Annotated in this window: 22 protein-coding genes; 12 read left to right on the forward strand and 10 right to left on the reverse strand. The window is 52.2% G+C overall.

Annotated elements, in window-relative coordinates; all coding sequences use genetic code 11:
• Positions 1-69: 69 nt before the first annotated feature.
• The 6 genes from D6029_RS15055 to D6029_RS15080 are packed head-to-tail and all read left to right on the forward strand — an operon-like array spanning position 70 to position 6,167.
• A complete protein-coding gene (locus D6029_RS15055) occupies positions 70-1,245 on the forward strand; it encodes a YhfX family PLP-dependent enzyme (protein WP_120065532.1) in 1,176 nt (391 codons plus the stop codon).
• Positions 1,238-2,473 (forward strand): phosphopentomutase, encoded by a 1,236-nt coding sequence (locus D6029_RS15060; RefSeq protein ID WP_120065533.1) that lies wholly within the window; start codon positions 1,238-1,240, stop codon positions 2,471-2,473. The genes D6029_RS15055 and D6029_RS15060 overlap by 8 nt, the downstream gene beginning before the upstream one ends.
• Complete coding sequence (locus D6029_RS15065; RefSeq protein WP_418230267.1) at positions 2,466-3,356, forward strand: phosphotriesterase-related protein; 891 nt, start codon at positions 2,466-2,468, stop codon at positions 3,354-3,356. The genes D6029_RS15060 and D6029_RS15065 overlap by 8 nt, the downstream gene beginning before the upstream one ends.
• Before the next feature lie 9 nt (positions 3,357-3,365).
• Positions 3,366-3,719, forward strand: coding sequence for a DUF2620 domain-containing protein (locus D6029_RS15070; RefSeq protein WP_034499110.1), 354 nt, complete (start codon positions 3,366-3,368; stop codon positions 3,717-3,719).
• A gap of 10 nt (positions 3,720-3,729) precedes the next feature.
• Positions 3,730-5,034 (forward strand): YhfT family protein, encoded by a 1,305-nt coding sequence (locus D6029_RS15075; protein WP_120065534.1) that lies wholly within the window; start codon positions 3,730-3,732, stop codon positions 5,032-5,034.
• 47 nt (positions 5,035-5,081) lie between these two features.
• The gene (locus tag D6029_RS15080) at positions 5,082-6,167 is read left to right on the forward strand and encodes an aminotransferase class V-fold PLP-dependent enzyme (RefSeq protein WP_120065535.1); all 1,086 of its coding nucleotides are present in this window, start codon (positions 5,082-5,084) and stop codon (positions 6,165-6,167) included.
• A 46-nt stretch (positions 6,168-6,213) separates the two neighbouring features.
• On the opposite strand, the gene D6029_RS15085 is transcribed toward D6029_RS15080, so the two are convergent.
• From D6029_RS15085 to nirB, 5 genes are all read right to left on the reverse strand, one after another.
• Entirely contained in the window at positions 6,214-6,387 is a 174-nt protein-coding gene (locus tag D6029_RS15085; RefSeq protein WP_120065536.1) for a YhfL family protein, read from the reverse strand.
• 127 nt (positions 6,388-6,514) lie between these two features.
• A complete protein-coding gene (cysG, locus tag D6029_RS15090; protein WP_120065537.1) occupies positions 6,515-7,888 on the reverse strand; it encodes a siroheme synthase CysG in 1,374 nt (457 codons plus the stop codon).
• Between the two features lie 16 nt (positions 7,889-7,904).
• Positions 7,905-8,711, reverse strand: coding sequence for a nitrite transporter NirC (nirC, locus tag D6029_RS15095; protein ID WP_120065538.1), 807 nt, complete (start codon positions 8,709-8,711; stop codon positions 7,905-7,907).
• A gap of 158 nt (positions 8,712-8,869) precedes the next feature.
• Positions 8,870-9,196, reverse strand: a complete 327-nt coding sequence (gene nirD, locus D6029_RS15100; protein ID WP_120065539.1) for a nitrite reductase small subunit NirD — start codon at positions 9,194-9,196, stop codon at positions 8,870-8,872.
• Positions 9,193-11,745, reverse strand: a complete 2,553-nt coding sequence (gene nirB / locus D6029_RS15105) for a nitrite reductase large subunit NirB (RefSeq protein ID WP_120065540.1) — start codon at positions 11,743-11,745, stop codon at positions 9,193-9,195. The genes nirD and nirB overlap by 4 nt, the downstream gene beginning before the upstream one ends.
• Before the next feature lie 227 nt (positions 11,746-11,972).
• Here nirB and D6029_RS15110 point away from each other — a divergent pair, with 227 nt between their 5' ends.
• Complete coding sequence (locus D6029_RS15110) at positions 11,973-13,256, forward strand: cytosine deaminase (protein WP_120065541.1); 1,284 nt, start codon at positions 11,973-11,975, stop codon at positions 13,254-13,256.
• Positions 13,257-13,307: 51 nt separating this feature from the next.
• On the opposite strand, the gene tsgA is transcribed toward D6029_RS15110, so the two are convergent.
• On the reverse strand, positions 13,308-14,492 hold the full coding sequence (gene tsgA / locus D6029_RS15115) for an MFS transporter TsgA (RefSeq protein WP_120065542.1): 1,185 nt from the start codon (positions 14,490-14,492) through the stop codon (positions 13,308-13,310).
• A 280-nt stretch (positions 14,493-14,772) separates the two neighbouring features.
• On the opposite strand from tsgA, the gene ppiA reads away from it, so the two are divergent.
• The 4 genes from ppiA (at position 14,773) to argD (ending at position 17,962) form a co-directional block, all read left to right on the forward strand.
• Positions 14,773-15,345 (forward strand): peptidylprolyl isomerase A, encoded by a 573-nt coding sequence (gene ppiA / locus D6029_RS15120; RefSeq protein ID WP_120065543.1) that lies wholly within the window; start codon positions 14,773-14,775, stop codon positions 15,343-15,345.
• Positions 15,346-15,454: 109 nt separating this feature from the next.
• On the forward strand, positions 15,455-16,057 hold the full coding sequence (locus tag D6029_RS15125) for a putative adenosine monophosphate-protein transferase Fic (RefSeq protein ID WP_120065544.1): 603 nt from the start codon (positions 15,455-15,457) through the stop codon (positions 16,055-16,057).
• A gap of 33 nt (positions 16,058-16,090) precedes the next feature.
• Positions 16,091-16,654 (forward strand): aminodeoxychorismate synthase component 2, encoded by a 564-nt coding sequence (gene pabA / locus D6029_RS15130; protein ID WP_120065545.1) that lies wholly within the window; start codon positions 16,091-16,093, stop codon positions 16,652-16,654.
• 87 nt (positions 16,655-16,741) lie between these two features.
• On the forward strand, positions 16,742-17,962 hold the full coding sequence (gene argD / locus D6029_RS15135; protein ID WP_120065546.1) for a bifunctional acetylornithine/succinyldiaminopimelate transaminase: 1,221 nt from the start codon (positions 16,742-16,744) through the stop codon (positions 17,960-17,962).
• 3 nt (positions 17,963-17,965) lie between these two features.
• Here the strand turns inward: argD and D6029_RS15140 are convergent, their stop codons facing one another.
• Positions 17,966-20,050: a YccS/YhfK family putative transporter gene (locus tag D6029_RS15140; protein ID WP_120065547.1), complete on the reverse strand. Its 2,085-nt coding sequence runs from the start codon at positions 20,048-20,050 to the stop codon at positions 17,966-17,968.
• A 94-nt stretch (positions 20,051-20,144) separates the two neighbouring features.
• Positions 20,145-20,777 (reverse strand): cAMP-activated global transcriptional regulator CRP, encoded by a 633-nt coding sequence (gene crp, locus D6029_RS15145; protein WP_003852956.1) that lies wholly within the window; start codon positions 20,775-20,777, stop codon positions 20,145-20,147.
• Between the two features lie 314 nt (positions 20,778-21,091).
• Between crp and D6029_RS15150 the strand changes: the two genes are divergently transcribed.
• A complete protein-coding gene (locus D6029_RS15150; protein WP_120065578.1) occupies positions 21,092-21,496 on the forward strand; it encodes an OsmC family protein in 405 nt (134 codons plus the stop codon).
• A gap of 20 nt (positions 21,497-21,516) precedes the next feature.
• Here the strand turns inward: D6029_RS15150 and D6029_RS15155 are convergent, their stop codons facing one another.
• Together D6029_RS15155 and D6029_RS15160 are read right to left on the reverse strand one after the other, a co-directional pair.
• Positions 21,517-22,398 (reverse strand): phosphoribulokinase, encoded by an 882-nt coding sequence (locus D6029_RS15155; RefSeq protein ID WP_120065548.1) that lies wholly within the window; start codon positions 22,396-22,398, stop codon positions 21,517-21,519.
• Between the two features lie 72 nt (positions 22,399-22,470).
• A complete protein-coding gene (locus tag D6029_RS15160; protein ID WP_034460225.1) occupies positions 22,471-22,689 on the reverse strand; it encodes a YheU family protein in 219 nt (72 codons plus the stop codon).
• Between the last annotated feature and the right edge of the window lies 1 nt (position 22,690).

A 22,690-nucleotide genomic window follows, 5' to 3' on the forward strand; every position in this document is an offset into this window, starting at 1 on the left:
CTTCGCTTTAAATATTCAAAAAAATGATTATTTAAAATTTTTTGCAGCATGGAGTCGAGAGGCAAGGGCATGTTTATTGAAGCACTCAAGGCACAAAATCCGGCACTGATTGAGGCCGCAATCAAGTTATGGCGTCAGGGCGAAATCCTGCCGGATACCTGCGTTATCGACGTTGACCAGGTCTTAGCAAACGGACGCCGTCTGCTGGACATCGCGCAACGCCACGGCATCACGCTGTATTTGATGACCAAACAAATCGGGCGTAACCCGTGGATGGCAAAACGACTGATTGAGCTGGGTTTTCACGGTGCCGTGGCGGTGGATTTCAAAGAAGCCCGCACGCTGCGAAATGCTGGTATCCCTGTTTCTCACGTCGGGCATTTGGTGCAGGTGCCAACCAGCCTGGTCACGGAAAATGTGGCGGCTCCGACGGAAATGATCACGGTGTTCTCGCTGGAGAAAGCACAGGAAATCTCAAACTCGGCGCAGAGCCTTGGGATTATCCAGCCCATCATGCTGAAAATTTTCGATGAAAAAGACAAACTTTATCCAGGCCAGGAAGCCGGATTCGCATTGTCTGAGCTGATGGAAATAGTCGCCGCCATCCGCAATATGCCAGGTGTGAATATCTCCGGGCTGACCCATTTCCCTTGCCTGCTTTGGGATGACGAATTACAGCAAACGCTGCCAACACCGAACCTGCACACTCTGTTGCAGGCCCGCGACCAGCTTCGCGATTTGGGCATTGAAGTCGCCCAACTGAATGCGCCGTCAGCTTCAAGTTGCAGCACATTGTCGCTTCTTGCCGAACATGGCGTGACACATGCCGAACCGGGCCACGCGCTAACCGGCACCATTCCTGCGAACCAGTATGGCGACCAGCCAGAACGCATCGCCATGCTGTATCTCACCGAAGTTTCGCATCAATTTCAGGGCAATAGTTACTGCTTTGGCGGCGGCTATTATCGTCGCGGCCATGCACAAAATGCCCTGGTTTATGCGGCAGACGGTGGTGATGTGGCTGCGGCTAGCGTCTTACCCATGGATGACAGCAGCATCGATTACCACATTGGGCTGGCGGGAAAATTCCCACCAGGCTCCCCGGTGGTGATGTGTTTTCGCACGCAGGTTTTTGTCACGCGCAGTGATGTGGCCCTGGTTTCTGGAATCAGTCACGGAAACCCAGTGCTCGAAGCGCTGTATGACAGCCTCGGTAACCCCATTTGTGGAGGTCGACGTGAGTAAGTTTGTGGTGATAGTGATCGACAGTTTTGGCGTGGGTGCAATGGACGATGTGCCGCAGGTTCGCCCGGAAGATGTTGGCGCGAACACCTGCGGGCATATTTTGCGGCACTTCCCGCAATTGCGTTTACCGGTGCTGGAAAAGCTCGGCCTGATGAATGCGCTGGGCTTTAGCGAAGGGGTTATGTGCCCCTCACGCGATGCGGCGTACGGCACGGCCGCGCTGCAACATGAAGGTGGTGATACGTTTATGGGCCACCAGGAAATTCTCGGCACTCGCCCGCAAGCACCGCTGCGCATGCCTTTTTCGGACGTTATCGACGAAGTGGAACGGGCATTAAAAGCCGATTGTTGGGAAGTCGAGCGCATCGGTGATGAGCTGCAATTTTTATGGGTGAACCAGGCGGTGGCGATTGGCGATAATCTCGAAGCCGACCTCGGCCAGGTGTTTAACATCAGCGCCAATTTAAACGCAATTTCCTTCGACGAAGTTCGCGCCATCGGCAGCATCGTGCGCCACTGCGTGCAGGTCGGGCGGGTGATTGCTTTTGGCGGTGAGCTTGAAAGCAGCCAACAGCTTCTGGATGCTGCCGAAGAAAAACAGGGCATTTATATTGGCATTAATGCGCCGCGCTCGGGTGTTTATCAGCATGGATTCCAGGTGGTGCATATGGGATTTGGCGTAGATGCCAGCGTTCAGGTGCCGCAAAAGCTGCATGAAAGCGGCGTCAAAACGGTGTTGGTCGGTAAGGTCGCGGATATCGCGATAAACCCGCACGGTGTCAGTTATCAGAACCTCGTCGATACCCAGCAGATTCTGGACATCACACTTGATGAATTGCAAAAACCGGGCGATGCGTTTATCTGCACCAACATTCAGGAAACCGATCTCGCCGGGCATGCTCAGGATGTGGCGCGTTATGCCGAACGGCTGGAAGTGGTCGATAAAAATCTCGCCCGGCTGATGGAAGCAATGGAACCTGGTGATTGCCTGGTGGTCATGGCCGATCACGGCAACGACCCGACTATCGGCCACAGCAAACACACGCGTGAAAACGTCCCGCTATTAGTCTGGCAGCCGGGAATTTCCCGTTCATATCTTGGTGCCAGAAAAACGCTGTCTGATGTCGGTGCGACTGTCTGCGAATTTTTCGCCGCCAGCGTGCCACAAAACGGCACTTCTTTTCTGTCACTTCTCAATACTTCCAATACCGGAGGCAATCATGGCTGAACCGCTGCGAATTGACGCGTCGGGTTATACCTATGCTCACGAGCATTTGCATATCGACCTGTCGTCATTCAAAAACAACATTGATTGCCGTCTGGATCAATACGATTTGATTTGTGCCGAAATGAAAACGCTCTACGCACTGGGCGTGCGCAACATCATTGAAATGACCAATCGTTATATGGGGCGTAACCCGCAGTTTATGCTCGATATTATGCGTGATAGCGGCATGAACGTGGTGGCCTGCACCGGTTATTACCAGCATGATTTTTTCCCGGCACACGTCGCGACAACGAGCGTTGAAAAGCTGGCGCGGGAGATGATCGATGAAATCGAAATCGGCATTGATGGCACCGAGCTGAAAGCGGGAATTATTGCAGAAATCGGTTCGAGCGTGGATCTGATCACGCCGGATGAAGCTAAAGTGTTTGCCGCCGCCGCGATGGCGCATCGGGAAACCGGGCGTCCAATTTCGACACATACCTCTTTTAGCACCATGGGGCTGGAACAACTGGCGCTGCTGAAAAACCACGGCGTTGATCTTTCTCGCGTGGTGGTCGGTCATTGTGACCTGAAAGATAACCTCGACAACATTCTGCGCATGATTGAACTGGGCGCTTACGTGCAGTTCGATACCATCGGCAAAAACAACTATTACCCGGATGCAAAACGCGTGGCGATGCTGCAAGAAATCGCCCGCCGCGGCTTGCTCGACCACGTCATGCTCTCCATGGATATTACCCGCCGCTCGCATTTAAAAGCCAACGGTGGCCTCGGTTTCGATTATTTGCTGACAACGTTCGTGCCTTTGTTGCAGGAGGCTGGCTTCTCTCAGGCCGACGTTGATTTGATGTTACGTGACAACCCCTCTGTCTTCTTTAAATAAGGATTTCCCATGAAAAAGATCGGTGTTGCTGGCTTACAGCGCGAACTTATTAAAAAAACTATCGAAACGTCCGCACCTGACTGCTTTGAAGTGTTTATTTACAACGATATGGAAGCGGCGATGAAAGTGAAGTCAGGCCAGCTCGATTATTACATCGGTGCCTGTAATACCGGTGCAGGAGCGGCGTTGTCGATTGCCATCGCAGTGATTGGTTACAACAAAAGCTGCACCATCGCCAAACCTGGCATTAAGGCAAAAGAAGAGCAGGTTGCCAAAATGGTGGCGGATGGAAAAGTCGCTTTTGGCCTGTCGGTTGAGCATATCGAACATGCGATCCCGATGCTCATCGCCCACTTAAAATAAAGGCCGCGCTATGGATTTCTACATTCAAATAGTGGTTGTAGCTTGCCTGACCGGGATGACGGCTCTGCTGGCGCACAAGTCAGCGGCGGTGTTCCACGATGGTATTCGCCCGATTTTGCCTCAGCTTATAGAAGGCAATATGAATCGCCGCGAGGCGGGGAGTATCGCCTTCGGTCTGAGTATTGGTTTTGTGGCGTCGGTGGGGATTTCCTTCACGCTCAAAACCGGTTTGCTCAACGCATGGTTGCTGTTCTTGCCGACGGATATTCTCGGCGTATTAGCGGCTAACAGCCTGCTGGCATTTGGTTTGGGCGCGGTGTGGGGCGTGTTGATCCTGACTTGCCTGATCCCGGTAAACCATTTACTGACGGCGCTTCCGGTGGATGTGCTCGGTTCGCTTGGCGAGTTAAGTTCCCCGGTGGTTTCCGCGTTTGCCCTGTTCCCACTGGTGGCAATTTTCTACCAGTTTGGCTGGAAGAGCAGCCTGCTCGCGGCTTTTGTGGTGTTGATGACACGCGTACTGATCGTGCGTTTCTTCCCGCTTCTCAATCCTGAATCCATCGAGATCTTCGTCGGCATGATTATGCTGCTGGGTATCGCGATTACTCAAGATCACCGCACTCGCGATGCCCGAGAACAGGACGACGGAGGGTTGTCGGTCTTTGAGGAGCGAACATCACGCATTATCAAGCACCTGCCGTATATCGCTATTGTTGGCGGTTTGATTGCGGTTGTCGCGAGCATGAAGATCTTCGCCGGTTCGGAAGTGTCGATCTTTACGCTGGAGAAGGCATATTCCGCAGGCATCACACCTGAAGAGTCGCAGACGCTGATGCATCAGGCGGCGCTCGCCGAATTTATGCGCGGGCTGGGCTTTGTGCCGTTGATTGCCACCACGGCGCTGGCGACGGGCGTGTATGCGGTAGCGGGTTTCACCTTTGTTTACGCCGCCGGGTATTTGATTTCTAACCCGTTACTGGCGTTTGCGGTAGGCGCGGTGGTGATTTCCGTAGAAGTGCTGTTGCTGCGCTCGATCGGTAAATGGCTCGGGCGTTATCCGTCAGTGCGTAATGCGTCGGACAACATTCGTAACGCCATGAATATGTTGATGGAAATGGCGCTGCTGGTCGGCTCTATTTTTGCGGCTATCAAAATGGCGGGTTACACCGGCTTTACCATTGCGGCGGCGATTTACTTCCTCAACGAATCGCTGGGTCGCCCGGTGCAGAAAATGGCTTCGCCAGTCGTCGCGGTGCTGATTACCGGTATCTTGCTGAATATTCTCTATTACTGCGGCCTGTTTGTTCCGGCCTGATTTTTCGTTATTGGCCTGCCAGCGCAGGCCTCACGGAGTCAATCAAAGTGAAAACCTGGCCTTTGCAGAGCCTGACGATGGAACAGGCGCAGCGTAAGCAGTTCCAACTGGTGGATATTATTTGCCGCCATTTTCCCGGCAGCGATTTTCTTAGCGCCGGAGATTTGGGTTTAGTGCCTGGCCTGAATCAGCCGCAGATGACTCAGCGTGTTGAAGCGGTTCTGGCGGATTTCTTTGGCGCTCCCTCAGCGGCACTGGTGCAAGGCGCAGGAACCGGCGCGATTCGCAGCGGTTTAGCGGCTTTGTTGAAAGCCGGTGAGAAACTGCTTATCCATGATGCGCCGCTATATCCGACCACCGCCGTGATAGCTGAGCAAATGGGCTTGCAGCTTATTCGCGCCGATTTTAACCAGCTTGATGAAGTGAAAAAAGCGATTGCAGAGCACCATCCACAAGCCGCGCTTATTCAGCATACCCGCCAGAAAATAGATGATTCATATGGTTTACAGGAGGTTATTGCCTGTTTTAATCAGTTCGATTTACCGTCGCTGACTGACGATAACTATGCGGTGATGAAAGTGGCCAAAATCGGTTGTGAATGTGACGCCACGCTTTCGACGTTCTCGTGCTTCAAACTCTTCGGCCCGCCGGGAATTGGCGTGGTGGTGGGGAAAGAAAAAGCGGTGAATGCGGTGCGTCGCAGTATGTATTCAGGCGGCAGCCAGGTGCAGGGTTTCCAGGCCATGGAAGCGTTGCGCGGATTAGTGTTCGCCCCGGTGATGCATGCGGTGCAGGCTCAGGTCAACGATAGCCTGGTCGAACAGCTCAATGCCGGAGATATCGCGCAGGTTAAACAGGCGTTTATTGCCAATGCTCAGTCGAAAGTTTTGTTAGTGGAGTTTCATCAACCGATTGCGGAAATAGTTCTGGCGAGAGCGCAACAGCTTGGGGCATTGCCTTATCCGGTGGGTGCTGAGTCAAAATACGAAATCCCGCCGCTTTTTTACCGGGTATCCGGTACTTTCCGTGAGTCTGACCCAACGCTTGAACAGCGTATGATTCGTATTAATCCAAATCGTAGTGGTGAAGAAACCGTATTGAGAATATTGCGTGAGAGTTGTGAAGGCCTATAAAAAAACACCCTCATAAAGAGGGTGTCACATATTTAATGTCGCTTGTTTATTTTGATTCATCCGCAGGGCCACAGCCGCCGATAATTCTTGAGATAGAAATTGCTGGGTGAAGAAGATAATCATAACCACAGTTTTTGCTTTTGTTTTCAATGTGGCCGCTACATGCGGTCAGAGTAGAGATAACGGCGAGCAATGCGGTAAATTTCACAAGCTTAATCATTGATATTCCCTATCATTATTGGATTGGACTTTTTGGACATATAAAAAAGGCTGCTCAGTATATGAGAAGCCTTTATTATTGCTAAGTCCGGAATCCGACAGGAAATAAGCGTAATTAACCTTGCTTATTAGTGATTCGAGAACCAGTTTAATTTGTCACGCAATGCGACGACTCTACCGACAATAATTAATGCCGGGCTTTGAACCTGGGTTGATAATTCACCGAGTTCACTTAACACGCCGCTGACAACGCGCTGTTTAACCGCCGTACCGTTTTCAACCAGTGCGACGGACATATCCGCTGACATGCCATGCTCAATCAGTTTTTCCTGAATGGCCGGAGCCTGATTCAGGCCCATATAAAACACCAGCGTCTGTTTTTCTGCCGCCAGGTTTTCCCAGTCCAGCTCGCCGCCGGTTTTCAGGTGGCCGGTAACTAAACGCACGCTTTGCGCGTAATCGCGGTGAGTTAATGGAATGCCGGAATATGCGGAACAACCCGATGCTGCGGTAATCCCCGGCACGACAGAGAACGGAATGCCGCCTTCGCACAGGGTTTCTAACTCTTCACCACCACGGCCAAAGATAAACGGATCGCCGCCTTTCAGGCGCACCACACGTTTACCGCTTTGCGCTTCACGCAGCAGAATCTGGTTAATTTCTTCTTGCGGCACACAGTGGTAACCGGCGCGTTTGCCGACAAACACACGGTCAGCATCACGGCGTACCAGGTTCATGATGTCGTCGGAAACCAGGCGGTCATAGACCACCACATCGGCCTGTTGGATTTGCTGCAGCCCTTTAAGCGTCAACAAACCTGCATCGCCAGGCCCGGCACCAACCAGCACCACTTCGCCACGGTGATCCAGCGGTGTGGAGAACATGGATTCGGTTTCTTTGTCGATGGCTTGCTGGTCTTCATTCGCCAGATACTGCGCCAGACGGTCGTTGGTAAAGAACTTTTCCCAGAAGCGACGACGCTCGCCCATGGTTTTGAAATTGGCTTTTACACGGCCACGCAGCGTTCCGGCATAAGAGGCGATTTTCCCCAGATGCAGCGGCAGAATTGATTCGAGTTTTTCACGCAGCAGACGAGCCAGAACGGGGGAGGTTCCACCGGAGGAAACCGCCACCATCAGTGGCGAACGGTCGATAATCGACGGCATGATGAAGCTGGCTTGCTTTGGTGCATCGACCACGTTACAGAAAATACGGCGGGATTCAGCGGCATCGCTGACTTGCTGATTGACGGCGTCATTGTCTGTTGCGGCAATCGCCAGCCAACAAACATCAAGCAGTGTTGGGTCAAATTCCCCCTTAACCAGGGAAATCATGCCCTGTTCCGCCCACACAAGAAATTGCGGGGAGAAGTCCAGGGCATTTACCGTGACTTGCGCACCTGCCTCCATCAACAAACGTGCTTTACGTTCTGCAACGTCGCCGCCACCAACAAGTAAACAGGCACGACCTTGCAATTGACAAAATATAGGCAGGTGATCCACGGCTAATCCTCAAAAATTAATGACGTGCAGTCTCCGGCGTGGCGATTCGCTCAGGCTGTGGACGCTCGGCTTTCGGCGTAGCATACCAATAACCCAGACCCATGAATACTACACCAGAAAGGGTATTCCCCAGCGTCACCCACAGCAGGTTATGACCAATGCCAGCCATGGTGTACGCGTCGCTATGATGACCAAACCAGGACAGCGCAAACAGCGTCATGTTGGCGATAGAGTGCTCGTAACCGGACGCGATAAACGCCAGCAAACACCACCAGATTGCGATGAATTTCGCCGCACCTTCGGTACGCACAGCCATCCAGATTGCAAGGCAAACCAACCAGTTACATAGTGCGCCTTTGAAGAACAGCACCATAGCTGGAGCAGAAGTTTTTGCGAGCGCAGCCGTATGAACCAGGCTGGTATCTAACGGCAGCAGGCTACCGCCACCCCATTTGTACAGCAGGGCAACAAACACCGAACCCACCAGGTTACCCAGCCAGGTTTGCGGCAAAATGCCCCACATTTGACCGTGGGAAATAGTGCCCGCTTTCACACCAAACGTCAGGAACATAGTGTGTCCGGTGAATAGTTCCGAGCCTGCGATGATGACTAACGTCAGGGCGATACCGAACGTTGCACCCATAACAAGTGGGCGCAGTGCCGGGTCAACCAGGTTACCGAGGGTGAAAATCAGGATGATGCCGAGGCCGACATAAGCGCCCGCCATGGCGGAGCTAATCCAGAAACCCAGCGGGTTGATTTTTGACAATCGGGCAATGCGAGCGGCATTCGCCGCACATTTATTAATGGTATCGGTGAACATTTTTGTTATCCCAACAAATTGAAAGAAAAGTAAAATTTAAAAGAATTTGGTGAAACAACCCTCACCCTAACCCTCTCCCTGAGGGAGAGGGGATTGACCGGAGAAGCCTTCTGACTTTCTCCCTCTCCTGGGGGAGAGGGCCGGGGTGAGGGCAATATTTATGCTTTAATCTGAACCTGGCCGTCCTGAACGCGCGCCGCATAGTGCGCAATCGAGCGGCTCTCATCTTCCATGCACAGTCCGTCACGCAGTCTGAAACGCTGCTTTTTCAACGGGCTGGCAACCCAAAGTTCATTCTGGTGCTCGGCAATCAGGCCGCGCGACAACACGCTCGCTTCGAAGAACGGGTCAATGTTGCTGATGGCGAAAACCTGGTCATCATTGCGCGGGCGGAAAATGGCGATTTGCTCACCGCCGACTAATGCACAAACACCGGTAGCAGGCAGGATGTCGTTTAACTGGCAAACGGTAGTCCACTGGCTCATACATTTTCCTCCACTTCTTCGACCAGGGTGACCGGGATACGCTCGTAAGGTGTCGCCGGGCGATGTTGCTCACGTTCAGGCACGATTTGCACGTTCGGGTCGCGCACCGGGCTGTTGATGAAGTGCTTGAAGCGAACCTGAGCTTCCGGGGTATTCACCGTTTCAGTCCACTCGCAAATCACTTTCTCGCGCAGACGTTCCAGCTCGGCTTCAAGCTGATCGTTCAGGCCCAGTTTGTCTTCGATGATGACTTGTTTCAGGTACTCGATTCCGCCTTCCAGGCTATCGAGCCACGGCGCGGTACGGGTCAGTTTGTCCGCGGTGCGGATATAGAACATCATGAAACGGTCGAGATATTTGATCAGCGTTTCGCGGTCTAAATCAGCGGCCAGTAAATCGGCGTGGCGAGGTTTCATGCCGCCGTTGCCGCATACGTATAAGTTCCAGCCTTTTTCAGTGGCGATAATCCCCACGTCTTTGCCCTGTGCTTCCGCACATTCACGGGTACAGCCAGAGACACCGAACTTCATTTTGTGTGGAGTACGAATGCCTTTGTAACGGTTTTCCAGCTCTACGCCGAAGCCGACGCTGTCGCCGACGCCGTAACGACACCAGGTGCTGCCGACGCAGGTTTTGGCCATACGCAGCGCTTTCGCATACGCGTGACCAGTTTCAAAACCGGCTTCAATCAGCTGACGCCAGATTTCTGGCAAATCGTCTTTCTGCGCGCCAAACAGGCCGATACGCTGGGAACCGGTAATTTTGGTGTACAGATTAAATTCGCGAGCGATACGGCCCACTTCCATCAAGCCTTCCGGCGTGATTTCGCCACCGGCAGAACGTGGAATGACAGAATAAGTCCCGTCTTTCTGGATGTTGCCGAGGAAGTTGTCGTTGGTGTCCTGAAGCGGGGTGTGCTTCGGTGCCAGCACGTAGTCGTTCCAGCAAGACGCCAGCAGGGAACCGACGGTCGGTTTACAGACTTCACAGCCGTAGCCTTTGCCGTATTTTTCCAGCAACTCGTCGAAGGATTTAATCCCTTCAACGCGAATCAGGTGATACAGCTCCTGGCGAGAAAACGCGAAGTGTTCGCACAGGTTGTGATTCACTTCGATGCCTTGCTTGCTCAGTTCGGCATTCAATACTTGCGTGATCAACGGAATACAGCCGCCGCAGCCAGTACCGGCTTTGGTTTCGGCTTTCAGCGCGGCAACAGTGTGGCAGCCGTTGTTGATGGCTTTAACCAGATGCCCTTTGGTGACATCAAAGCAGGAACAGATTTGCGCGCTGTCTGGCAGTTTGTCGACGCCAATCGCTGGCTTACCGGAGCTGGCATGCGCAGGCAAAATCAGCGCGTCCGGATTTTCTGGCAGTTCGATATTATTCAGAACCAGTTGCAGCAGGTTGCCGTAATCGCTGGTGTCGCCCACCAGAACCGCGCCGAGCAGGGTTTTGTTGTCCGCGCTAACAATCAGGCGTTTATAAACTTCTTTGCTTTCGTCGAGATAAACATAGCTGCGGCACTCTGGCGTGCGACCGTGCGCATCACCAATCCCGCCAACATCCACGCCGAGCAGTTTCAGTTTGGCGCTCATGTCTGCGCCTTCAAACGCATTTTCTGAGCCGAGCAAATGATCAGCAGTAACCTGCGCCATTTTGTAGCCAGGGGCGACCAGGCCGAAAGTGCGGTTGTTCCAGCTTGCGCATTCGCCGATAGCGTAGATATCTGGATCAGAAGTCTGGCAGGTGTCGTTCACTGCGATGCCGCCGCGTTGCCCGGTTTCCAGGCCGCATTGGGTTGCCAGTTTGTCGCGCGGGCGGATACCGGTGGAGAAGACGATGAAGTCTACTTCCAGGTCGGAGCCGTCGGCAAAGCGCATGGTTTTGCGCGCTTGCGTCCCTTCCTGAACGATTTCCAGGGTGTTTTTGCTGGTATGAACGCGCACGCCCATGCTTTCGATTTTATTGCGCAGTTGCTCGCCGCCCATGCGGTCGAGTTGCTCTGCCATCAGCATTGGCGCAAATTCAATAACGTGAGTTTCGACGCCGAGGTTTTTCAGAGCGCCTGCGGCTTCAAGGCCGAGCAAACCACCACCGACCACCGCGCCGCGCTTGCTGCGACGGGCACAGGCTTCGATAGCGTTCAAATCTTCAATGGTGCGATAGACAAAACAGTCTTGGGTTTCGGAGCCTTTAATCGGCGGGATCCACGGATAAGAACCGGTCGCCATGACCAGTTTGTCGTAATACACGGTACGACCCGTATTCGAGTGAATCACTTTTTCCTGGCGGTTAATGGTGATGGCGCGTTCGCCAACCAGCACTTTGACACCGTGTTTCTCGTAGAAACCGTCACGAACCAGGGATAATTCTTCAGCGGTATGATGGGAGAAATAGGAAGATAAATGCACGCGGTCGTAGGCTTTGCGTGGCTCTTCACAAAAAACGGTGATATCGAATTGGCCTGGCTGGGCTTTATCAAGTAAGTCTTCGATAAAGCGATGGCCGACCATGCCATTACCGATGATTGCGATTTTGACTTTGCTCATAATTGCCTCAATTTCTTTTCTATTACTGCCTACCTTAACGATTCAGCAATGGCGATTATTGATACAAATCAAATACACCTTTATATACCTCTTAATAGGTATATTACTGATTTTAGTGGGATTTTCTAAGTTGTGGAATTGTTTAGCTATTCACGGGAAGACAATAAATGTCCTCATTTTGCGTGGTGTGCTATCAAATAGGAGGGGTTAATCAACAAGGAGTGGGTATGAGCAAGTTGGCGTTGGAGTTAATTCAGAATGTGCGTCTCGTCGGGCGTGAAGGTTTGTGGCAATTAACTATCGAAAATGGGCGCATCAAGACCATTGAACCGACGAGTGAAACCCAGATCGAAAGCCAGCAGGTGCTTGACGGGCGAGGGGGGCTGGCGATCCCGCCATTTATTGAGCCACATATTCACCTCGATACCACGCAAACTGCCGGGCAACCTAACTGGAATCAGTCGGGTACGCTGTTTGAAGGCATTGAACGCTGGGCCGAGCGCAAAGCGCTGCTGACGCACGAAGACGTCAAACAACGCGCCTGGCAAACTCTGAAATGGCAAATCGCCAACGGCATTCAGTATGTGCGTACCCACGTTGATGTTTCAGACCCGACGTTGACGGCGCTCAAAGCGATGCTGGAAGTGAAGCATGAAGCCGCGCCGTGGATTGACGTGCAGATCGTGGCGTTCCCGCAGGAGGGGATTCTCTCTTATCCCAATGGAGAAGCTTTGCTCGAAGAGGCGCTGCGCCTGGGTGCAGACGTCGTTGGGGGAATCCCGCATTTTGAGTTTACCCGGGAATACGGCGTGGAATCGCTGCACAAAGCCTTTGCTCTGGCGCAGAAATATGACCGCCCGTTAGATATTCACTGCGATGAAATCGATGATGAACAATCGCGCTTTGTCGAAACGGTGGCTGCGCTGGCGCTGCGCGACGGCATTGGCGAACGTGTTACCGCCAGCCACACCACTGCGATGCACTCATATAATGGTGCTTATACCTCGCGTTTATTCCGCTTGTTGAAAATGTCTGGCATTAACTTTGTCGCCAATCCGCTGGTGAATATTCATCTGCAAGGGCGTTTTGACGACTACCCGAAACGCCGGGGAGTCACTCGCGTGAAAGAGTTGCTCGAAGCGGGAGTTAACGTCTGTTTTGGTCATGACGATGTGTTTGACCCGTGGTATCCGCTCGGAACAGCCAATATGTTGCAGGTGCTGCATATGGGGCTGCATGTGTGTCAGATGATGGGTTATCAGCGAATTGATGAAGGTTTGAAGCTGATTACCGATAACAGCGCGCGCACTTTTGGCGTGAAAGATTACGGTATTGCTGAGGGGAATGCGGCGAACCTGATTATTCTTCCTGCGGAAAACGGCTTTGATGCTGTGCGCCGTCAGGTGCCGGTGCGTTGGTCTATTCGCGCTGGGAAGGTGATTGCGACCACGCAGTTGTCACAAACCTGGGTGATGCTGGATGAAGTAGAAGAGATAAATTACGGCGGGTAAACACCCGCCGTTAGCTTTTCGTTGGTCGTACAGTAGGGTTATCCGACGCGATTAGTGCGTCGTTACCGCCGCGTTATGCTGACGGTGCTTGCTCACCAGGCCCAGAATCAGGCACATGATAAACACCACGGCGTACAGTGCATTGGCGGTTTGCAGCGCCGCGTGTGGGCCGCTGTGAGCCACAATCGGGCCGGTGACCACGAAGGTCAACATGGTGCCGATGGTGCCGCAGGTCAGTACGAAGTTAACCAGTTTTGGCGAAGCGATTTTGGTCTGCAATGAACCGAGCGTAATAACCGAGGTGTAAATCGCGCTGGAGAAGAAGCCGAGCGCCATAATAAACCACGCCAGATGTGCCGGTTCGCTCTTATTGAACAGGTACATCAACACGGTTGCGGCCGCTGCCAGTACGGTCAGAATGCGTTGCAGATCGAAGAAACGCAGAATGAAGCTGAACGCCCACATCCCGAACATATAAGACATCCAGAAATCGCTGACCAACTGGCCGGCATCATTCAGGTTCATGCCCAGACTTTTTGCGTATTCCGGCACCCAGGAGATGAAGCCCAGTTGACCGAGGATGTAGCAAAGCGCGGCAACGGACAGGAACAGCACGCCGACGCCCCATTTTTCTTTCTCAGCGACTTTTTCAGTTTTCGGTGCGTGTTTGCCCAGCGCCGGGAAGTCACAACCGAGCGTCAGAATAAAGATCGCGACATAAACCAGGCCGATGCAGACGTAAACCCAATACCAGTTGATGCTGCGCGCCAGCAAAATCGCCGCCACCATCGGGAAAATCATCCCCGCCATGCTGAAGAAGGAATCGGTAAACAGCAGGCGCGAACCGCGCTGACGGCCTTCATACATGTGGGTAATCAGGAACGTACCAATCGACATGGTGATACCGCTGACCAGGCCGAGCACAAACATTGCGACGGAGAAAATAGTCAGGTTATCGCCAAAGACTAGCCCGGCCACCGCCAGAATCATCAAGATAAAACCAAAGCGCAGCTGCGTTTTGAGCGGGACGATTTCCATTAACCAGGCGTTCAGGAAGATAGAAATCAGGATGCCCGCATTCAGGAAAGTAAAGGTATTACTCATGCTGGAAACGGGAACGTGGAAGTATTCGGCGATATTGCCCATCACCATCCCGGTGACAATTACCAACGCGCCAGTGAGGGCGTAGGAGAAGAAGCTGATCCATGTGAGCTTAATGCGGTTGCTGTTAGTCATGACGAGCCTGTGAATAGAAATGTAAAGTGCTTTGACAGCACTCGAGAAGGATGGATTTTAGACAAAAATGTGACCCATTCATACATTTTATGAATCATTGGCTGCAATACATTGGATTTAAAGTGATATGAATCACACAAATTGGCATGATTCATTAATTCATTCACTTAACTTATTGATTTGTGTGAAAGTAAAAAACCGTAAATGGCTGGCGTAGAGTTGAGCACCTCTTTACAATCTAGCAACTTGCCTCATTCACCGCATTCGTAAGGAATTCTTCATGCTCAAATCGACTCTGGCGGCCGTAGCAACTGTGTTTGCTCTTTCCGCTCTCTCTCCTGCGGCACTCGCTGCTAAAGGTGACCCACACGTCCTGCTGACGACTTCAGCGGGTGAAATTGAGCTTGAGTTAAACAGTCAAAAAGCCCCGGTTTCTGTAAAAAACTTTGTGGATTACGTCAATAGTGGCTTCTACAACAACACTATTTTCCATCGTGTGATCCCAGGCTTTATGCTTCAGGGCGGCGGCTTTACTGAAGATATGAATCAGAAGCAGCCAAACCCGCCAATCAAAAACGAAGCCGACAACGGCTTGCGTAACACGCGCGGCACCATTTCTATGGCGCGTACCGCAGATAAAGACAGCGCAACCAGCCAGTTCTTCCTGAACGTGGCAGACAATGCCTTCCTGGATCACGGCCAACGCGACTTCGGTTATGCGGTATTTGGTAAAGTTGTGAAAGGGATGGAAGTGGCGGATAAGATCTCCCAGGTTCAGACTCATGATGTCGGCCCATACCAAAATGTTCCGTCAAAACCTGTAGTTATCCTTTCCGCGAAAGTCCTGCCGTAAAAAATTCCTGCGCGAGTATCTCGTACTCGCGCAATCTCCCGCTTCCTGCACTTCCACCGATTGCTGCTTATACTTGTGGCAACACCGGGTCGTCATTTAGGGAGGCATCATGGCAAAGAAACTGACCGACAAACAAAAGTCCCGCCTTTGGCAGCAACTGCGCAGCCGTTCATTTCAGGCCAGCAGTCGGCTGGATATTCTTGAGCCTCACGCACAAGACGAGACTATCGCGCAGCATGTAGAAACAATCGAACTTGGCCCGCTGCATCGCGGTTTACCCTGGTTGTGTGTCATCCATCAGCAGCTTTTTCAGGATGTTTTCGACTGGGCTGGCGAACTGCGCGATGTGGATATTTCCAAAGGGGAGACACGTTTCTGCCATTTCGAGTACATCGAAAATGAAGGCAACGACCTGATGCAGGAACTGGAAGACGAGCATTATCTGGTTGGGCTTGGCAAAACCGAGTTCGTTAACCGCCTGGCACATTACTATTGTGAAATTAACGTCCTTCATCCGTTCTTTGTTGGCAGCGGTCGCGCCCAACGTGTGTTCTTCGAGCAACTTGCCATTCATGCAGGTTATGTTCTGGACTGGAGCGATGTCGATCCCGGTGAATGGCAGGCGGCGAATCAGGCTGGCGTGCTGGGTGATTTGACGCAGCTGACCGAGATTTTCACTAAAGTGGTGAGTGAAGCGCGCGAAAGCGAATAGAATAGCGCGGTTCTTATTTACCCCGGAGCCGCGATGCTACTGCTTATCGACAATTACGACTCGTTCACCTGGAACCTCTATCAGTACTTTTGCGAGCTGGGTGCAGAAGTGATTGTAAAGCGTAACGATGAACTGACCCTTTCTGATATCAGTGCGTTGGCACCAGAAAAGCTGGTGATCTCTCCCGGCCCTTGCACGCCCACTGAAGCGGGCATTTCCCTTGCGGCGATTACTCACTTCGCCGGGCAGTTACCGATTCTTGGCGTTTGCCTCGGGCACCAGGCGATTGCACAGGCATTCGGCGCGACCATTGTTCGTGCGCAAAAAGTGATGCACGGTAAAACCTCGGCTATCTCGCATAATCATTCCGGCGTTTTTAGCGGCCTGAATAATCCTCTGACGGTGACACGTTACCACTCGCTGGTTATCGATCCCGCGACATTACCTGACTGCTTTGAAGTGACCGCATGGACAGATCAGCAGGAAATTATGGGTATCCGTCACCGCGAAATTGATCTGGAAGGAGTGCAATTTCACCCGGAAAGTATTCTCAGCGAACAGGGGCATCAGCTGTTAGCCAATTTCCTTAATCGTTGATTTTTTATTGCCAGATAATGATTTTTTATGCATATTTCATGATTATATTTTCATGTCTGTTCTTGCGTAAAAATGGGATGGCAATTAATGGCAACTGAACAATCAGCAATTACCCGAGCGACTTTCGATGAAGTGATTTTGCCGATTTATGCACCGGCGGAGTTTATCCCGGTTAAAGGCAAAGGCAGCCGAGTGTGGGATCAACAAGGTAAAGAGTATGTTGATTTTGCGGGCGGGATTGCGGTCACCGCGTTAGGCCACTGCCATCCGGCGTTAGTCGACGCGCTGAAAACTCAGGGCGAAACGCTGTGGCATACCAGCAACGTTTTCACTAATGAACCTGCGTTACGCCTTGGTCGCAAGCTGATTGATGCCACTTTTGCCGAACGCGTGCTGTTTATGAACTCCGGCACCGAAGCCAACGAAACCGCTTTCAAACTGGCGCGTTACTACGCTTCTACTCGCCATAGCCCGTATAAAACCAAAATTATTGCCTTCCATAACGCTTTCCATGGCCGTTCGCTGTTTACCGTTTCTGTTGGTGGGCAGCCGAAGTATTCCGATGGCTTTGGCCCGAAACCCGCCGATATTATCCATGTGCCATTTAACGATCTGCACGCGGTAAAAGCCGTGATGGATGACCACACTTGCGCGATTGTAGTCGAGCCGATTCAGGGCGAGGGCGGCGTAACGGCGGCGACTCCAGAATTTTTGCAAGGCTTGCGCGATCTGTGCGACGAACACAAAGCCTTGTTGGTGTTTGATGAAGTGCAGTGTGGAATGGGGCGCATCGGCGAGCTGTTCGCGTATATGCATTACGGCGTGACGCCAGACATTCTGACCAGTGCTAAAGCGCTCGGCGGCGGCTTCCCGGTGAGCGTGATGCTCACAACACAAGAAATCGCTTCGGCGTTCCACGTTGGCACTCACGGTTCGACTTACGGCGGAAACCCGCTGGCATGCGCGGTTGCTGGCGCGGCGTTTGATGTGATTAATACGCCGGAAGTGCTGAAAGGTGTGGCAGCGAAGCGCCAGCTTTTCGTCAAACATTTGCAGCAAATCGACGAGCAGTTTGACGTATTCAGCGACATTCGCGGCATGGGCTTGTTGATTGGGGCCGAGTTGAAACCGCTATATAAAGGCCGCGCTCGCGAATTCCTTTACGCCGCAGCGCAAGCAGGCGTGATGGTGTTGAACGCCGGGCCGGATGTGATGCGTTTTGCTCCCGCGTTAATCGTCGAAGACGCCGATATTGAAGACGGTATGACGCGCTTTGCGAAAGCGGTCGCAAAAGTCGTTAAAGGCTAATCGTTAGCTGGACCGCCGCAAACGGTTCAGCCAGATACCGTGATGTGGCCGCTGACGCCATGCCACCGAGGAAATGGTGTGCATCGTGCTGAGGTGCGCCAGTATCCGCTGTAAATGCTGTTCCATAGTACTTAACGGCCCGCTCGGAAGCCCTTCCAGCGGGTCGAGAATATTCGCATCGTTGGTTTCCCCTGGCCCGTCATATTGAAGCCGCTGCTGGCATCGTTGTAGCGCGATTTCGCACGACTGCAAATAACGCTGGGCGAGATCCGGCGTCAGCATGTTGTGCTCGCGGGCGAGGGTCGTCATGGCATTAATATGCTCGACGATAAACTGGCTGTGCGTCACCCACAGTTTCATGTCCGCCAGATAATGCGAGTTAAAGCCCGGTTCCTGCATCGCCTGGTTCAGTGAGTTAAACAGGGCATTGTGTGCCTGATTGACCTTCATGCGCGAATACGCAAGCGGCGTCGGCTCCGGGTCATCACTGAGAATCAGGCGAATCGCGTCCTGATCTCTTTCCAGTGCGTCATGAGCATTCTGGCGTAGCAAACCACTTTGCCATTGTGGCCACAACCACACCATTCCGCCAAAGGCGATCAGGCAGCCGAGAAGGGTGTCAATCAAACGCGGGACGATGTACTGCTCGGCGCTGAGCGTGATCAGTTGCAGGGTGTAAACCGCTGTGACGGTAAAGCCAATCGTCGCCCAACCGTAACTTTTGCGGATGAACAAATAACTGACCAGCGTAATCAGTAACATGGCGCCCAACGCAATATCTTGCGGGAAGTGGAAGTGCAACGCGATGCCCGCAATGGCGAGGCCAGCTATGGTTCCCGCCGAACGGTGAAGAATACGCACACGCGTAGCGCCGTAGCCGTTTTGCGTGACAAACATTACCGTCATTAAAATCCAGTAGGGTTTGGGCAGATGTAAAAACGCGCCCAAAAGGCTGGCGATGGTGAGCATAACTCCCAGTCTTGCGGCGTTACGCAGTGCTGCGGATTTCAAAGACAAATAGCTTTTCAGCGCCGCCCACAAAGGCAAACGGCGCTGCCGGTCTTCCATCAAATCTCGGACATACAGCGGGCGCTGAGTACGCAGCACGCGGCCAATGCGGCTGAAGTGGTAATGGCAAAATTGCCCGACCGGGTTATCGGGATTCTGGCGGGCGATTTTCTCCAGCGCTTCAATCTGTTTTTCCATCGTAAAACGCTGTGGAAAACGATGGTAAAGAATGTCGTCTGCCAGTACGCGCAGACGCGCCGCAATGGTTTGAGCATTCCAACGAATGACGGCTTCAGCGTGGCTTTTCTCCACCAGTTTTTGCACTTCGGCGGGTTGGTGAAGACTGACGGAAATGTGCTCTTGTAAATCCAGAGCGACCTGAAACGCGCGCAGTAAGCGCTTGTAGCCGTTTTGCTGATTCGCCGCCAGCATGTGTAATTGCTGGTAGCAAATAGTGATTAAATCAACGGCTTTTTGTTGACGCGCCAGCAGCGGGGGCAGAGCTTTTTCAGGGTCGGTATGCTGGGTCAGCATGCCATATTTGGCTTCGCAGTAATCCGCAAGTTGGCGATAAAGCAGGCTTAATGATTCGCGCAGCGGCTGCTCGCGCCACATCCAGAACCAAAACCAGTTAAACACGCCATACCAAATCGTGCCGCAGACATACAACAGCATCGGCTTCCAGATAGGCATGTTCCCCGCCATGCTCAGCGTAAAGATGGCGGCAATTAGTGAAGCGGGAAGCAGGCGAGCGTGTAAGGAACTGATCTCGGCCGTCACGCCCAGCAATAGCGCCATCACAACCAGAATAACCGGCAGCGGCACGGTGGTGTAAAGCAGCAAAAGTTGCATGATCAAACTGCTGGCAGCAAACAGACAGCCACCAACAATCAGGCGTTTGAAGAAACGTCTGTGCGGAGTATCAAGACCCGCAATGTTGCAACAAGCAGGGACTAACGAGAAAAGCAGGCCAATCTGGAGATTGCCGAAGAGTAAACCTACCGCCACGGGAAGACACAGCACCAGCGTTTGCCGCAGTGCGTAGTTGACCTCTGGATGGTAGATAACTCTTCGCCACATATGTCTTATTTGATGCCTATTTAAAGCAGGGTTCAGATTTTAGAGACAAAAAAGGCGTGTTAATGAAGCAACACGCCATTTTTTGAGACGGAGATTAACGAGTGCCGTATACGACGATCGTTTTACCGTGAGCAGAGATCAGGTTTTGATCTTCCAGCATTTTCAAGATACGACCAACAGTTTCGCGAGAGCAACCCACGATCTGACCGATTTCCTGACGGGTAATTTTAATCTGCATACCGTCCGGGTGGGTCATTGCATCAGGTTGTTTAGCCAGGTTCAGCAGTGTCTGCGCGATACGACCGGTAACGTCCAGGAATGCCAGGTTACCGACTTTCTCAGACGTCACTTGCAGACGGCGAGCCATCTGTGAAGACAGGCGCATCAGAATGTCTGGGTTAACCTGAATCAGTTGGCGGAATTTTTTATATGAAATTTCAGCCACTTCACAGGCACTCTTAGCACGAACCCAGGCACTACGTTCCTGGCCTTCTTCGAACAGCCCTAACTCGCCAATGAAATCGCCCTGATTCAGATAAGAGAGGATCATTTCCTTGCCCTCTTCATCTTTGATCAGAACAGCCACAGAACCCTTGACGATGTAATACAGCGTCTCAGCTTTTTCACCCTGGTGAATCAGTGTGCTCTTCGATGGATACTTATGAATGTGGCAATGGGACAAGAACCATTCGAGAGTCGGGTCTGTTTGCGGTTTGCCAAGCACCATGCGCGGTTATCCTCTGTTTTATAACTGGCTACCAACGACAGGACGCTAAACATCCTGTCTGGCGTTGCAAGTATTAGAATATTCCCCACCTTGGGGAGATGGCATGCAAGTCATTCTTGCTGCCTGTAATTAGTGATGTCCTCTGCATACATGCATGACGTCAATGTATGGATGTAGCATCTGGATTGTTTTAGCATAGCTTTTGACAAGTGTCTCCTATTGTCTCGTTTCAGCATGACGCAGGTCGCCTTCCATTGCCAGAATTGCTGAATCTGCGTACTCTGAAAGGCAAATTTTTCAATGGGAGAAGCAACATGCAGGCACGAGTGAAGTGGGTTGAAGGGTTAACTTTCCTTGGGGAGTCCGCATCTGGACACCAGATTTTGATGGACGGTAATTCTGGCGATAAAGCACCTAGTCCGATGGAAATGGTTCTGATGTCCGCTGGCGGTTGTAGCGCAATTGATGTGGTTTCTATTTTGCAAAAAGGTCGCTACAACGTGACGGATTGTGAAGTCAAATTGACCTCCGAGCGCCGTGAAGAAGCACCGCGTTTGTTCACGCATATCAATCTGCATTTCATCGTGACGGGCAAAGAGCTAAAAGATAGCGCGGTTTCTCGTGCGGTAGACTTGTCAGCTGAGAAGTACTGCTCCGTGGCATTGATGCTGGAAAAAGCCGTCAACATCACCCACAGCTATGAAGTTATCGAAGCTTAATGAGTGACAAAGGGCGGTGATTAGCCGCCCAGATTATTGATATTCCGACCTTCCGCCAGGCGTTTCACTAACGGCGTCATGATCAATTCCATTGCCAGTCCCATTTTGCCGCCCGGCACCACTAATGTATTGATGTGGGAAATGAATGACCCTTGCAGCATGGCGAGCAAATACGGGAAGTCGATGTTATCCAGCCCGCGAAAATGAATCACCACAAAGCTTTCATCTAAAGACGGAATACCGCGAGCCGCGAACGGGTTAGAAGTATCCACCGTTGGAACGCGTTGGAAGTTGATATGCGTGCGGGAAAATTGCGGCGTGATGTAGTTGATGTAATCGTCCATCGAACGCACAACCGAATCCATCACTGCCTCACGGGAATGCCCGCGCTCGCTGGTGTCGCGCACCAGTTTTTGAATCCATTCCAGGTTGACAATCGGCACTACGCCAACCAGCAAATCGACGGCATTCGCGACGTCGTGCTGCGGAGTGACCACGCCACCGTGCAAACCTTCATAGAATAAAACGTCAGTCGGTTCTGGCAAGGGCTGCCACGGAGTAAAGGTGCCGGGAATTTGGTTCCAGGGTACGGCTTCATCATAGGTGTGAAGATACTTGCGTGATTTACCCTGGCCGGTTTTCCCGTATTCAATAAACGTTTGTTCGAGCAAGCCGAAGTCGTTGGCTTCCGGGCCGAAGTAGCTGATATGACGACCCAGGTCGCGCGCTTTACGAATCGCCATATCCATTTCAGGGCGGGTGAAACGATGAAAACTGTCGCCTTCAACTTCCGCAGCGCGAAGGTTGAGTTGCTGGAAGATTTTACGGAAGGCGATGCTGGTGGTGGTCGTTCCCGCGCCGCTGGAACCTGTTACGGCAATAACCGGATGTTTGGCTGACATAAGGCAACAACTCCATGGGTGATAGCAAGTTTGGTGGGGTGAGGGCCGTTGTATTATGCAGTATAGGCAGGCTTAGCCGCGAAATTGCCCGCGAGCCATGATATTCACCGTTTCATGAAGTTCTGACCATACCAGCACCGCCTCACCACTTTGCAGTTGGCGCTTAACATCAGCCACCTTTTGCTCAAGTGAGCGCTCTTGTTCACCATAATCGGTGCCTTCGCGTAATACAAAGGATTCAATCAGATTATCAAGCGTTTCGGGAGGTAGATCTTGCCAGGGAATCATCATA

It is taken from the genome of Buttiauxella izardii, assembly GCF_003601925.1.
Lineage (GTDB): Bacteria > Pseudomonadota > Gammaproteobacteria > Enterobacterales > Enterobacteriaceae > Buttiauxella > Buttiauxella izardii.